At 62.4% G+C, this 12,638-nt stretch carries 11 protein-coding genes and 1 pseudogene; 4 read left to right on the top strand and 8 right to left on the bottom strand.

All coding sequences use genetic code 11. The annotated features are described in order from the left end of the window. Positions 1-115 precede the first annotated feature (115 nt). From AC5RWU_RS22120 to AC5RWU_RS22130, 3 genes and pseudogenes are all read right to left on the bottom strand, one after another. Positions 116-1,408 (bottom strand): annotated as a pseudogene (locus tag AC5RWU_RS22120) (IS256 family transposase). A 121-nt stretch (positions 1,409-1,529) separates the two neighbouring features. After that, positions 1,530-2,717, bottom strand: coding sequence for a thiolase family protein (locus AC5RWU_RS22125; protein ID WP_494037299.1), 1,188 nt, complete (start codon positions 2,715-2,717; stop codon positions 1,530-1,532). After that, entirely contained in the window at positions 2,698-4,122 is a 1,425-nt protein-coding gene (locus AC5RWU_RS22130) for a class I adenylate-forming enzyme family protein (RefSeq protein ID WP_494037300.1), read from the bottom strand. The genes AC5RWU_RS22125 and AC5RWU_RS22130 overlap by 20 nt, the downstream gene beginning before the upstream one ends. Before the next feature lie 98 nt (positions 4,123-4,220). On the opposite strand from AC5RWU_RS22130, the gene AC5RWU_RS22135 reads away from it, so the two are divergent. After that, positions 4,221-4,676: a CHY zinc finger protein gene (locus AC5RWU_RS22135; protein WP_494037301.1), complete on the top strand. Its 456-nt coding sequence runs from the start codon at positions 4,221-4,223 to the stop codon at positions 4,674-4,676. Here the strand turns inward: AC5RWU_RS22135 and AC5RWU_RS22140 are convergent. The 3 genes from AC5RWU_RS22140 to AC5RWU_RS22150 are packed head-to-tail and all read right to left on the bottom strand — an operon-like array spanning position 4,571 to position 6,552. Further along, the gene (locus AC5RWU_RS22140; RefSeq protein ID WP_494037302.1) at positions 4,571-5,182 is read right to left on the bottom strand and encodes an energy-coupling factor transporter transmembrane component T family protein; all 612 of its coding nucleotides are present in this window, start codon (positions 5,180-5,182) and stop codon (positions 4,571-4,573) included. The two genes, AC5RWU_RS22135 and AC5RWU_RS22140, sit on opposite strands and share 106 nt — an antisense overlap. Then, on the bottom strand, positions 5,179-5,880 hold the full coding sequence (locus AC5RWU_RS22145) for an energy-coupling factor ABC transporter ATP-binding protein (RefSeq protein WP_494037303.1): 702 nt from the start codon (positions 5,878-5,880) through the stop codon (positions 5,179-5,181). Before AC5RWU_RS22145 ends, AC5RWU_RS22140 begins: the two co-directional genes overlap by 4 nt. A gap of 39 nt (positions 5,881-5,919) precedes the next feature. Continuing rightward, complete coding sequence (locus AC5RWU_RS22150; protein WP_494037304.1) at positions 5,920-6,552, bottom strand: biotin transporter BioY; 633 nt, start codon at positions 6,550-6,552, stop codon at positions 5,920-5,922. 658 nt (positions 6,553-7,210) lie between these two features. Here AC5RWU_RS22150 and AC5RWU_RS22155 point away from each other — a divergent pair. The 3 genes from AC5RWU_RS22155 to AC5RWU_RS22165 all read left to right on the top strand — a co-directional run bounded on the left by AC5RWU_RS22155 (position 7,211) and on the right by AC5RWU_RS22165 (position 10,308). Further along, positions 7,211-8,887 carry a flavin-containing monooxygenase gene (locus AC5RWU_RS22155; protein WP_494037305.1) on the top strand — a complete coding sequence of 559 codons (1,677 nt, stop codon included), beginning with the start codon at positions 7,211-7,213 and terminating at the stop codon, positions 8,885-8,887. A gap of 261 nt (positions 8,888-9,148) precedes the next feature. Beyond that, a complete protein-coding gene (locus AC5RWU_RS22160) occupies positions 9,149-9,487 on the top strand; it encodes a hypothetical protein (RefSeq protein WP_494037306.1) in 339 nt (112 codons plus the stop codon). After that, on the top strand, positions 9,469-10,308 hold the full coding sequence (locus tag AC5RWU_RS22165; protein WP_494037307.1) for an SDR family oxidoreductase: 840 nt from the start codon (positions 9,469-9,471) through the stop codon (positions 10,306-10,308). The genes AC5RWU_RS22160 and AC5RWU_RS22165 overlap by 19 nt, the downstream gene beginning before the upstream one ends. A gap of 762 nt (positions 10,309-11,070) precedes the next feature. Here AC5RWU_RS22165 and AC5RWU_RS22170 read toward each other — a convergent pair. Both AC5RWU_RS22170 and AC5RWU_RS22175 read right to left on the bottom strand, forming a co-directional pair. Beyond that, a complete protein-coding gene (locus AC5RWU_RS22170; protein WP_494037308.1) occupies positions 11,071-11,505 on the bottom strand; it encodes an acyl-CoA thioesterase in 435 nt (144 codons plus the stop codon). 36 nt (positions 11,506-11,541) lie between these two features. After that, complete coding sequence (locus AC5RWU_RS22175) at positions 11,542-12,543, bottom strand: LacI family DNA-binding transcriptional regulator (RefSeq protein ID WP_494037309.1); 1,002 nt, start codon at positions 12,541-12,543, stop codon at positions 11,542-11,544. Between the last annotated feature and the right edge of the window lie 95 nt (positions 12,544-12,638).

Here is a 12,638-nt window from a genome sequence, read left to right on the forward strand (position 1 = left end):
CTGAAGGCCGGCAGGTGTATCCCGAGCCACAGGCTCACCGCGGTCTAAGGAACCATAGCTGCAGACCACGATTCCCTGCCTCTAGTGAACAAGCTGGTGTATCCGGCGGTTTGATTTAGTAGTTTTCAGCGGCCGGGAACCGGTCGCTGAAGGTGACGGCGAAGGCGTTCAAAGCGGGCTTCCAACGCACTGCCCATCGGGTCCTGCCGGTACCGGTCGGGTCCAGGGACCGGGTGACCAGGTACAGGCACTTTAGCGCGGCCTGCTCGGTGGGGAAATGCCCGCGGGCCTTCACCGCACGCCGGTACCGGGCATTGAGGGACTCCGTCGTTGGTTGAGCAGATCACCCGTCGGATTTCCACGTCGTAGTCCAAAAACGGGATGAACTCCTCCCAGTCGTTCTCCCACAGCCGCACGATCGCACCGTACTTCTTGCCCCACCGCTCCGTTAGCTCCTCGAATGCGGCCCTGGCAGCTGCGGCGTTCACGGCCGTGTAGATGGGTTTCACATCGCGTTTGAGTGCGTCCCAGTCCTTCTTCGAGGACAGGCGGAAGGTGTTGCGGACAGAAAAGATGATGCAGGTTTGCACCGTGGTCAGCGGCCAGACATTGGCCACGACCTCGGGCAGGCCCTTGAGTCCGTCGCAGACCAGGAAGAAGCTGTCCTTCACACCGCGGTTTCTGATGTCGGTGAGCACGCCCATCCAGAACTTCGCACCCTCGCCGCCGGTGCCGGCCCACAGGCCCAGGATGTCCTTCTCCCCGTCAAGGGTGACGCCTATGGCGGCGTAGATCGGCCGGTTGGCGAGACTGCCCGTCGCGGATCTTGACGACAATGGCGTCGATGAAGATCGCCGCGTAGACCTCATCCAGCGGCCGGTTCTGCCACCCGTTCATCTCCTCAAGCACCCGGTCGGTGATCCGGCTGATCGTCTCCCGGGAGACCTCGGCCCCGTAGATCTGAAGCGAAGTGCGCGCTGATTTCCCCGGTGGTCAGCCCCTTGGCGTAGAGCGAGAGGACCATCTCATCGACCCCGTTCAGGCGGCGCTGGCGCTTCCTGACGATGACCGGTTCGAAGGTGCCTTCGCGGTCCCGCGGCACGTCGATCTCGACCGGTCCGGTCGTCTCCGTGAGCACCGTTTTCGCACGCACTCCATTGCGGGAGTTGGCAGTCTGCTTGCCGGCCCCGTCGTGCTTCTCATAGCCCAGGTGCCCGGTCATTTCCTCATCGAGGGCGGTCTCGATGACGGTCCTGGTCAGCGCCTTGAGCAGACCGTCGGGCCCGGTCAGGGACAGGCCCTGCTCCTTCGCCATCCGCACCAGCTCACGGGCAGCCTCGGCCTCGGATTTCTCTGTCAGATTCTCAACGGATTCGGTACTCGTCACAGCCTCAAGTGTTCCGGCCATATCGGGCTCCTCCCCGCCGGGCCTGCCGTCCGGCGTGTCGAGCCGGAAACACAGTTAATTCCACAGTCCCCCCGACGGGACACGCACCAGAATCAGCAGATCAGGATTCTGCCCACCTGGGCTAGAGCTTTTTCCAGCGGAACAGCGCCGAAGTGCCCATCCCGCCGGCAATGCTGATCATCGCCAGCGCCGTTGTGCCATCAACGGCGGCCCTCCTGGCCTGGTGGAAAAGCCTGGTCACGAGCACTGCGCCGGAGGCGCCATAGGGGTGTCCCAGAGCCAGGGCGCCGCCTTCCCGGTTTACCCCGTCGACACTGAACCGGAGCAGGTCGAGGGTAGCCAGCACCTGCGCCGCAAACGCTTCGTTGAACTCGATCAGGTCCGGTGTGCCGACCGGTTGCCGCGACAGCAGCCGGCGGGTTGAAGCCGCCGCCCCTACACCCAGATACACCGGATCCACTCCGGCTGTCTCCCCATCCACGAACATCAAGCCGGTTTCCAATCCAAGCCGGCGCGCGGCGGCCAGTGAGGTCACGACAACGGCAGCGGCACCATCGTGGAACCCGGAGGAATTACCGGCAGTCACGCTCCCGCCCTCTTCAAAGGCCGCCGGAAAACGGTTGAGCAGTCCGGGGGTCAGCTTCCTGCGCGGCCCGTCGTCGGCTCCCACGCGCTGACCCCCGGCCTCGAGGGCAACCAGCTCCGCGTCGAACAATCCTGCATCCAACGCCCGTGCGGCCAGCGTGTGGCTGCGAAGCGCGAAAGCGTCCTGCCGGTGCCGGCCGATCCCGTACCGGCGGGCAACATTCTCGGCGGCCACGCCCATGTCCGGGTCACCCGTTTCCAGCGGGGCGTGCTGCGCCCGGTCATAGAATGCGAGGGTTCCGTCCGCCTCCCGGTAGGCGCGCGCCGGTGCCGTGCTGATGCTTTCCACGCCCCCGGCGAGGATGATATCGGCCCCGCCTGCTGCCACCAGGCGTGCCGCCAGGAGCACGGCGTCCAGCCCGGAGCCGCACTGGCGGTCCACGGTGAGCCCCGGGACGGAGACCGGCAGCTGCGCGGTGAGTGCGGCCAGCCGTGCCACATTGCCGCCGCCGCCGGCGGCATTTCCGATAATGACGTCGTTCACCGCCGCAGGAGCGATTCCGGTATCGGTCAGCAGCCGTGCCAGCAAGGGGGCCAGCAGCTCATGGTTCCGCAGGCTTGATAGGGCCCCGCCGGCCCGCGAAATGGGGGTGCGAAGAGCCGCCACGATCACCGGGGTGCGCGGGTTCACCCTGCCGGTCTGATCACTCCAGGGAACTGACACGCCGGTCGCCTCCTTCGATCCACTCAGCCAGCAGGGCCCTGCTCAGCTTGCCCGCCGCCGTAACGGGCCGCTCATCTAACAGGTAGTAGCGCCGGGGGCGCTTGGCCTGCCCCAGGGATTCTGCGGCCCTGCGGCGCAGTTCCCCCGCAGCCGGCACCCGCCCGTCCTCAGCCAGTATGCACGCAGCCACCTGGCTTCCGCGCAGGCTGTCCTTCAGTCCGACGGCAATGACGTCAGCAACTCCCGGCACGGACCGTAGCGCGGCCTCCACCTCGTGGGGATAAACGTTCTGGCCTCCGGTCACGATCATGTCCGCCCGGCGCCCCATGAAATGCAGCAGGCCCAGGGCGTCGACGAAGCCCTGATCCTGCACCGTGGCCCATTCGCCGAAACACCGGAGCGCAGTACCGTCATCGCCCCAGATGTAGCCATTGCTGATCAGTCCGCCCGTGACACTGATGTTCCCGGGCACTCCGGTACCGCAGGGATGACCGGCGTCATCGAGGATTCGAACTTCCACGCCGGGGAAGGGAGTGCCCACCGCGGTGTCGGGCAATGGCTCCTCTCCCGGTGCCAAGGCGCTGGCCGCCACGAAGCTCAGCTCGGAGGAACCGTAGTACTCGTGCAGCACGGCCTCAGGGGCCCAGCGCCGGGCAGCAGCGATGGCGGCCGGGGAAAGTTTGGCGCCTGCACAGACGATGTGCCGCAGCCGGCGGCCGGCCGCCGGGCCGTGGGGCCGGGACATGGCACGGTCGGCCAGCAGGTGAAGCTGCGTGGGCACAATCACCAGCCTGGTGACGGGGTACTTCTCCATCGTGGACAGGATCTCGGCCGTAGCAGCGGCCGGGACAGTCCGAAATTCCACCCCCTCCCACATGCATTCGGCCAGGGCATACAAATTCAACCCGGATGACAGCGGCCCCGGGACCAAAGTGCATCCGCCGGCCGCGGCTCCGAACATTTTCCCGCTGACCTCCAGTGAAAGCTGCCATGAGCGGCGCGTGCGGCGGAAAGCCTTGGGAAGTGCCGTGGTTCCGGAGGTCAGGCCGACCAGGAAGTCCGACTCCGGGGGACCATCGATCAACAGTTCCGGTTCTCCGGAAGCGGGGCGCCCGGCGGAGTCGATCAACCGATCGGGACACAGCCGTTCGAGCACTGCAGCCCGCTGTGCCGGCAGCCAAGACGGATCGAGAACGGCGCCGCGGCCGGTTCCGGCAAATGAGGCGATGACGGCGACCACCGCGTCGAGGGAATTCGGCAGGCACACCGCCGTCGTTCCAGGACACACGCTGCCGGCCGCTGCAGAGACCAGTTCAGCGAAGGTCAAGGAACTCTCAGCACTGGAAACCGCTGGAAGCTGCGGACGCTCCACCGCCCAGCGTTGCAGCCGGTCTAGGAAGGGCATCGATTCCACCTCTTTGCTTTTTCGGCGATGAAAGTAAGGTGGGGTAGGGAGCCCCGCCGACCCGGGCATTCGCCGGACTCCCCTGCACGCAAAGCCGCATGCACCGTAACACGACCGGAAGGACCCCCGTGAAGATTTACGGGAAACCCGTCGATGCGCACACGCGCTGTGTCCATTACCGGACGCGCAAGGACGTCATCGCCATCAAGTTCCACTGCTGTGGACATTACTATCCCTGCTTCCGGTGCCATGAAGAATGCGCGGACCACCCCGCCAAGGTCTGGCCGGAGGACCAATGGCAGGAGCGGGCGATTCTGTGCGGGGTCTGCCGGACAGAGCTGACCATTGCGGACTACCGGGTGAGCCTCCGCTGCCCGTCGTGCTCGGCCGAGTTCAACGAAGCCTGCAGCAATCATGCGCATCTGTATTTTGCCGTCCCGTCCCCGGATCAGGTCTCGGAAACGTCGGATTCCAGGCCCCGGGCCGAAATAGCGTCCCCGATGGCCTCCGCAGTCCGGATCAGTCCGACGATCACCGGCACCACAATTTCATAACCGGCAGCCTTTTGGCCGCGGGCCAGAAATGCCTCCCGCGCCGTGGTGATCGACGCTGACAGAAGCGGAACAGCACGCACCGTCAGCGACAGCACCAGGCTGGCCCGCCAAGGGCTGATCCCGATATGACGCAGCGGGGCGAGCATTCTGCCGAAAAAGTCCAGCATGTCGCTGCTGCGGGTGGTGTAGGTCAGCAGGCTCGCCAGCAGAACGGCGACGAACATGCGGATTCCGAACACCGCTGCCCGCTCCAGGCTGTTGAAAAGCATCTGGGCTGCGACCGTCAGGACCATGAACGGGACCACAGGGCGCACCGCCGACCAGGCGAACGGGGCCCGGATGCCGACAACCGGGTAGAGCAGCAGGCTGAACAGCAGGAACCCGCCCAGCACATACAGGTCCTCCACGAGGAAAACGCCTGCAAGAACCAGGAACAGCAGCAGGAATTTCACCCCCGCCGGGGCCCGGTGCAGCACTGAAGCACCGTCGACGTAGAGGCCGATCATCGGCAGGTGCGCTCCTTGTTCCGGGAGCTGATCAGGTGCCGGTAAGCGGCCACGGCCTCCCCGGGGGATCCGTCGAAGCGAACCTGCCCCTGGTCCATGACGATGACCCGGTCGAAATCCTCAATGATGTCCAAATGGTGCGTCATCAGGATGACCTGCTGACGCAGATTTCCGATGGTATCGAGGAAAATCTGGACATTGTGCAGATCCAGGAGGGTGGTCGGCTCATCACAAATCAGAATGTCCGGTCCGGTGACCAGGACGGAGGCCAGGGCAAGCATTTGCTTCTGCCCGCCGGACAGGAGGTGCGCCGGGTGGCCGGAAAGCCCGGACAGCCCGTAACGGTCCAGGACCTCGGCGACAATATCCGCCTTCTCCGGCTTGGACAGCTTTTGTCCCCGCAGCCCCAGCGCGACGTCCTCGGCGACGGTGGGCATGATGATCTGGTGATCCGCATCCGAAAAAATGAACCCGACTCTGCGGCGCACCCGGACAGCGTCCTTGCGGGTGTCCACACCATCCACCACAACGGATCCGGCCCGCGGGACCAGCAATCCATTGAGGGTACGGGCCAGGGTTGATTTGCCGCTGCCGTTGGCGCCAATGAAAGCGATCCGATGTTCCCGAAGGTTCAGGCTGACCTGGTGGAGCACCTCGAACCCGTTGAAGTCATGGCTGACGTCTTGCAGTGAAATCATGCTTGCAGATCTTTCCGGCCAGGGAGGCCCACGGGGACCCTACGCCCCGCTCTCGCCTCGCCGGATACCTGCGGGCGGAACCGGATAGGCGCGGTGGACTGCGGCGGCCACCAGTGCGGCCAGCACCGCCTTGAGGATGTCACCGGGGAGGAACACCGCCGAACCGATCAAGGTGATCCCCAGATCCAGGCCGGTAAAGAGGGGAGAAACCAGCGCCCCCAGCAGATCAATGAGCAGCACTCCGCCGAGCAGGACGGCGGTCAAAATCTTTGGAAAGTATCGCTTCCCGGAGCGGATCCTGTCCGCGATGAAGCCGATGACGAAAGCTCCGGCGATCCAGCCCAGCAGGTAGCCCAGCGATGGCGTCATGAACGCCCCGATACCTCCACGGCCGCCCGAGAGCAGCGGCAGACCTGCGGCAGCCAGGACCAGGAAGGTAACGACCGCCAGCGTGCCCCGCCGTGCGCCAAGAACGGCGCCGGCCAGGAACACGCCCAGGTTCTGCAGGACGATCGGCACCGCGATGCCTGCAACCGGAACCGCAACAAATCCCAGGGCGGCTATGAGCGCAGCAAAGAGGGCAATAAGCCCAAGATCACGCGGCAACAGCCCGGGGCGCCGACCGGGGCGATCTGCCTGGGCCTGCTGGCCGGAAGTGAGTTTGTGTGACACAGGAATCCTTTCAGCCACGGCCTGCCAGACTTACCGATACACATACCGGCCCTGCAGCCGGGCGTGAAATCAAAATACAGGAAGCGGTACTCCCCATACTATTCAGAGACCTCCGATGTAATGCGGAGACAAATATGGATTCACCAGCGATCCGGTCATGAAGCAGGTAACCCAGGTCTACGGAATGCGCAGCTGGTAACACCGAATCCAATCGCATCCTGCTGAGCCGCACCGGGTGTCAGTGCCAGTGGAAAACTGACCCCGTAGCGCCGATTAAATATTGACCCCATTCGGTACTGAATGAAGCCGTCGGCGGTGGTGGTCGGGATCTCATCGCCGGGCGCCGGTTCGACCTGCACCGGTTCCGGTGCCGGCTCCGAGCCCGGCGCCGGGTCAGGTGCCGGCGCGAGCACGCCAATGTTCAGAGATCAGATCACAGGCCGGCTGCGCGATCCGATACCCAGAGCCCGGCTATGGGAACGTGGATCACCGCTCTCTGATACTGCTAGGCGCCAACTGCCGCACGCCCGTATTTCCGTCCCTCAAAAGTGTTGATCTAGCGATCGATAAGTAATAGCCTAACCACTGTTGAGCGAGCAGGCCAACAGTGGGAACGCGCAAAGAAGAGCGTTCTTGCTTCATATTTAGGGGAGTTTAAATGTCTCAGTCACTAGATACTCAGTCGCCGAATCGCTTTGATGCTGTGGTCGTTGGGGCTGGTGTCACAGGCCTTTACGCCCTCGAGCGACTGCTCAAATTGGGCCTCACCGTTAAGCTTGTGGAAGCTGGTACGGGTGTAGGCGGAACGTGGTATTGGAACCGTTACCCGAGGTGCCGATTTGATTCAGAGAGCCCATCGTACGGCTATTTCCACGATAAGAAGCTGCTGCAGGACTGGGACTGGTCCGAGGAGTACGCTTCAGCACCGGAAATCGAGCGCTATTTTAACCACGTCGTGGACCGCTGGGGCATCCGGGATCACATTCAGTTCAACACGATTGTTCAGAAGGCCGATCTCGACGAAGCTAACTCAGAATGGGCTCTCACTCTGTCAACTGGGGAGGTATTGCTGTGCAAGTACTTCGTGCCCGCGGCAGGTCTGCTTTCTGCTACTTACACGCCCAATTGGCCGGGGTTCGACTCGTACAAGGGCGAGGTGTACATCACCTCCCGTTGGCCTAAGGAGGAAGTCGATTTCGCGGGGAAGCGGGTCGCCGTGATTGGAACCGGAGCGACCGGCGTACAAGTCATTCCGCCAATCGCAGAAGTCGCCGGCTCTCTCACGGTATTCCAGCGCACGCCAAACTGGTGTTCCCCTCTCAATAATCGGCCCTATTCTGCTGAAGAAATGGCAGAAATTAAGGGCCGATATGACGAGATGCGTGCACAAATGGATATTGCGTGGATGGCTTTTGAACATTACCCCGACCCCCGCAAGACCTTCGATGTGACGGAAGAGGAGCGTCTTCAGAAGTTTGAGGAGCTATATCGCAGCGGTGGCCTCCGAAAGGTATCTGAATCATTCGCCGATCTGGCATTGGACGAGGCGGCGAACAAGGCGTGGTCAGACTTCCTCGCGAGTAAGATCCGTCAACGAGTAAAAGACCCGGTGATCGCAGAGAAGCTCATCCCTAAGGATCACGCGTTCGGCGCCAAGCGGCCTCCGATGGAGACGAACTATTACGAGGTTTACAATCAGGAGAACGTCGAACTCGTCGAGCTGCCGGTCACCCCGATTGTGCGCTTCACCGAGGCAGGAATCGAGACGAGCGAACGCGAGTTCGAGTTTGATGCAGTCGTGCTTGCCACAGGATTTGATGCAGTCACCGGCGCGGTTCTGGATCTGAACATTACAGGCCGAGACGGTGAGGAACTCAGGGATGCCTGGAGTGAAGGACCGGTCACCCTATTCGGCTCAAACGTGCCTGGGTTCCCCAACCTGTTCGTCGCGGGCGGACCGCACGTTGGAGCAGGAAACGTACCGCGGGCTACCGAATTCCAGGTGGACTTTATCGTCGCTCAGATTGCTCATGCAGAGGCCCTGGGTGCTCGATCGGTCGAGGTTACCGAAGAAGCAGCATCCGAATTTCTGGATCATGTGCAGGAAGCTGTGGGGAATATGTCAAAGTTCTTCAGCTATTCAAAGAACTGGTACACCGGTGGCAACATTCCAGGCAAGCCGCTGGTGTATACGCAGTACCCCTCGGGTATTCCGGAGTACGGCCGCAGGATGAGGGAAAACGTCGCCAAGGGCTTCCCCGGTCTGAAGTTCGAAGGAGCTGACGGCAGTAAGCGGTTTCCTGCAAAGCAAGTTCTGGCCGAATCGCGAAGCTAACGCCATGACCCAATCTAACGGCGACGATGTCGTTCGTGGCATGACGAATAGTGGTGCGGGGGTCATGCTCGCACAGAGTGCGAAGGACCGACCAGTTGCGCCTCGCGTTCCAGGGCAACCTCGGCGAACGTCAAGCTCTTCACGCAGACGGATCTTGAGTGTATCGACAGTCACGACGCCCACATCGACCGAGCAGATCGGTCAGAACCTCGAGGGCGTCTAGGCGTGCCCGTCCAAGACGGTTAGTGACAGTTTGTTGGGGTGGTCGGGTTCGACCCGGTGCGCAACGAGCAGCGCCGCACCAACAAAGACCGGGAACTGCTGGTGAAGCAGAACACGTATGCCGCCGGCCCGTCGTTCGGCTCCAGCACGGTGACAGTGGGGCTGCGCCACGACACCGTTGAGATCCTGGACGAGCAGACCGTACCGGTGGTGATCTTCGATCGGGTCTCCGTCCGCGGCACCGCCACCGTCATCGACCTGGTGCGGGTCGTGCCTCTGCTGGCGGCCATACCCAAACTGCAATCAGTGAAATATCGTGCCATTCGAACATATAGTGTCATCGGTCGGAAAGGATTTTCATGGCGAGGACATATGTAGTTACGGGAGCCGCTTCAGGAATCGGTCGCGCGACGAAAGTGCTATTGGAGGAGCAGGGGCACCGGGTGATCGGCGTAGACCTGCACGGCAGTGACGTTGACGCTGACCTATCGACGACTGAAGGTCGAGCGGGTCTTGCCGATGCAGTCGCCGCGATCAGCGGCGGCTCAGTCGACGCAGTGATCGCTGTGGCCGGCGTCGTCACGTCATCGTCGCTAATGGTCAAGGTGAATTACTTCGGCGCGAAGGCCAGCCTTGAGGCGTTGAGGCCGCTATTAGCCAACTCGCCGGCGCCGCGCGCGGTCGTCGTGGCGTCCTTCTCGACGCTCCAGCAGAACAATGCCGCGTTGGTCGCCGCGATGGAAGCTGATGATGAGACCCAGGCAGTGTCGATCGCTGACGATCTGCCAGCGGGTGATGGTGGGCACCTGATCTATGCCTCCACCAAGCGTGCGATTGCCGAGTGGGTGCGGTCTGCGTCGATCACAGAGGAGTGGGCCGGTGCCGGTATTCCGCTCAATGGTGTTGGCCCTGGTGTGATCCTTACTCCTATGACTATGAGGGTGCCCATGATGCAAACCGAAGAAGGGCGTGCAGCACTTCTCGCCGCCGTCCCAATGCCGCTTAACGGGCCGGCCGAACCGGTCGTCGTCGCTCGCCTGCTGGGATGGCTGGCGAGCGAAGAGAACACGCATGTCACCGGGCAGGTCGTTTTCGTCGATGGCGGAGCCGACGTCAGCTTGCGCGGCGCGCATGTTTTCGACGGCGCCGAGGGCACCGAAATGGACATCGCGCGAGCGCCGGTCCGCGCTAATCCGTAATCCGCCACTCCTCGCATGTCCTCGCGGTATCCGAGTTGTGGCGGGCCGGGGGTCTAAGCTTGTTATTTAACCTGCGCGGGTGGTCCCGGCCGGTTCCCTGTAGCGGGGTGCCCCGTTTGCCCGCTTGGCGGCCACCGCCTGATGATCGAAGGGTTCATGCGAGAACTCCCGGATCGGAGGCGGTGGCCGTGGTTATCAGTGTGCCCCATGGGTTGGCGGACGGGGTGTCTGGCGTTACCTTATGCAGTCTGGCGAGATGCTCAGCCACTTCCAGTGCGACAGCTTCCGAAATCTTCTGTGCTCCAGAAGACAACGCACCCAGCGGCTTTCCTGGAAGCCGCTCCATTACGTAGAAATCTCCGTCGATCCCGTTAACAGCGTTACCCATTCGAGAGTTCGCGTAGTAGTGAGAACTCGCGCTCGATACGATACGCCGGATGGAACATAAACGGCACACTGTCGTTCTTTCTCACGACTAGCTCCCGCATCTTATCACCCGACTCAAGGACCGTTACAAAATAGGTCTGCTTGCTAAAACCGCCGGGCACATTCTCCACCGATACGAGCTGCAAATCCGTCCCGTCACTATGAACGGTTCTGAGAAAACTCTCGAAAGGCCGGCTTGGGAGGGCTTCGATCTCCTCGCTGCCACATCATTCGTTGAATCCTGTGGCAGCGCAATTCCTGGAGCGCTTCTGCTGTGCTGGTTGGTGCGTGAATTGCAGTGTGGACTCACTGTGGGATAGCGTCGAGGGCCGAGCTTTACCGTGCCCGCACGTCGACGGGTGGCCCGCTGAAATGCTCCAGGACCCCCTTCGCGTGATCGGGGAGTGCGCGGGGGCGTCCGGTCGAAACGTCGACGAGCACGGTCGATGTCGAAGCGATTGCGCACTCAACTTCTCCATTGCGAACGCTGTAGGCGATATCGAAGCTCGATCGCCCTACCCGTGTCACCCATGCGGCTACATCGACGGTCGGAACGTTCGGCCCGATCGGAGCTCGATAGGCGATCTCCTGATAGCCAATGACGATCCCGGCCCCTTCGCCCGCGAGGCTTTCCACCGAAGCTCCGAGCGATTCGTCCTGATAGATCCGGATACGGGCGAGCTCAAGGTAGGACAAGTAGACCGCGTTGTTGATGTGGCCGAAGCGGTCGACGTCCGAAAACCGCACTTGCATGGGTAGGACAAGTTCCACGAGTTCTCCTATGTTCTTAGAGGCGAGGCGGTGGGCTCACGCGGGCAGGTATCCCGTCGAACCGCGTATGACTAGTTCGGTCGCGAAGCGTTTGTGTTCGAAGTCCGCGTCGGTGTTATTGATGCGCGCCAGGAGCATCTGGAGCGATAATGTGGCCATCTCGTCGATGGGTTGACGGATTGTGGTGAGGTCGAGCACTTTCCACGCTGACATCGGGATATCGTCGTAGCCCACGACCCAGAGATCCTCGGGTACTCGTAGTCCGCGCTCCTTCGCGGCGTCGATGACGCCGAACGCGATGACGTCGGTGGCGCAGAAGATTGCCTGCGGCGGGTCATCTGCGAGCAACAGCCTTCCGGCATCGAGGCCTGCCTGATGCGTGAAATCAGTTTCAGGCATGCGGGCGTGAGGGATGCGAATTCCTGCATCGGCGAAGACGTCGACGAACCCCCTGCGCCTTTCCCGTCCCGTGCTGACCCATGGACCGCCGCCGACGAGGGCGACGCTGGTGCGCGCGTGCGCAAGAAAGTAAGTTGCGACGGCCGCACCGCCGCCAATGTTATCGCCGGTGACTTGATCGCTGGTGATGTTCTCGAGGCTGCGGTTGACGAGCACGACGGGCAAGCCCATCTCGAGCGCGGTGCGCAGTGCTTTCGAATCGCGGGTTGCGGTTGTGAAGATCAGTCCGTCGACAAGCTTGGAGCGGATTGCCTCGATCGCTGCCTGTTCGCTGTTCTCGCCGTCCGAGACCCACACGTTCATGCGTAGGCCGGCGCCATCGATCTCGCGGGCCAGTGCGTAGAGCATCACGGGGTACCAGGGGTTGGTGATTTCGCCGACCACTACTCCGATGGCCCCAGATCGCTTCATCCGCATCGCGCGGGCCTGCGCGTTCGGCACGTAGTCGACCTCCGCCATCACCTTCTCGACGCGTCGGCGATTCTCGGCGCTGACACGAGGCGAGCCCTGCACGACACGTGAGACGGTGGCTTGCGATACGCCGGCGAGCCGAGCGATCTCCTTGCCAGTCAGCATCATCCCTCATCTCCCATGACGGAAAGTGTCACATTCGCCTTATTATCCGAGCCTACTGATGAATGCCGAAGATCCACGCGGGAGGGCCGTACTGCTGT

This window comes from Arthrobacter sp. B0427-1-12, from assembly GCF_059092905.1.

Excerpts from the sequence above, each read along its gene's own strand:
- AC5RWU_RS22130 (WP_494037300.1), bottom strand. The coding sequence starts at position 4,122 with ATGCCCTTCCTAGACCGGCTGCAACGCTGGGCGGTGGAGCGTCCGCAG.
- AC5RWU_RS22135 (WP_494037301.1), top strand. The coding sequence starts at position 4,221 with ATGCACCGTAACACGACCGGAAGGACCCCCGTGAAGATTTACGGGAAA.
- AC5RWU_RS22140 (WP_494037302.1), bottom strand. The coding sequence starts at position 5,182 with ATGATCGGCCTCTACGTCGACGGTGCTTCAGTGCTGCACCGGGCCCCG.
- AC5RWU_RS22145 (WP_494037303.1), bottom strand. The coding sequence starts at position 5,880 with ATGATTTCACTGCAAGACGTCAGCCATGACTTCAACGGGTTCGAGGTG.
- AC5RWU_RS22155 (WP_494037305.1), top strand. The coding sequence starts at position 7,211 with ATGTCTCAGTCACTAGATACTCAGTCGCCGAATCGCTTTGATGCTGTG.
- AC5RWU_RS22165 (WP_494037307.1), top strand. The coding sequence starts at position 9,469 with ATGGCGAGGACATATGTAGTTACGGGAGCCGCTTCAGGAATCGGTCGC.
- AC5RWU_RS22175 (WP_494037309.1), bottom strand. The coding sequence starts at position 12,543 with ATGATGCTGACTGGCAAGGAGATCGCTCGGCTCGCCGGCGTATCGCAA.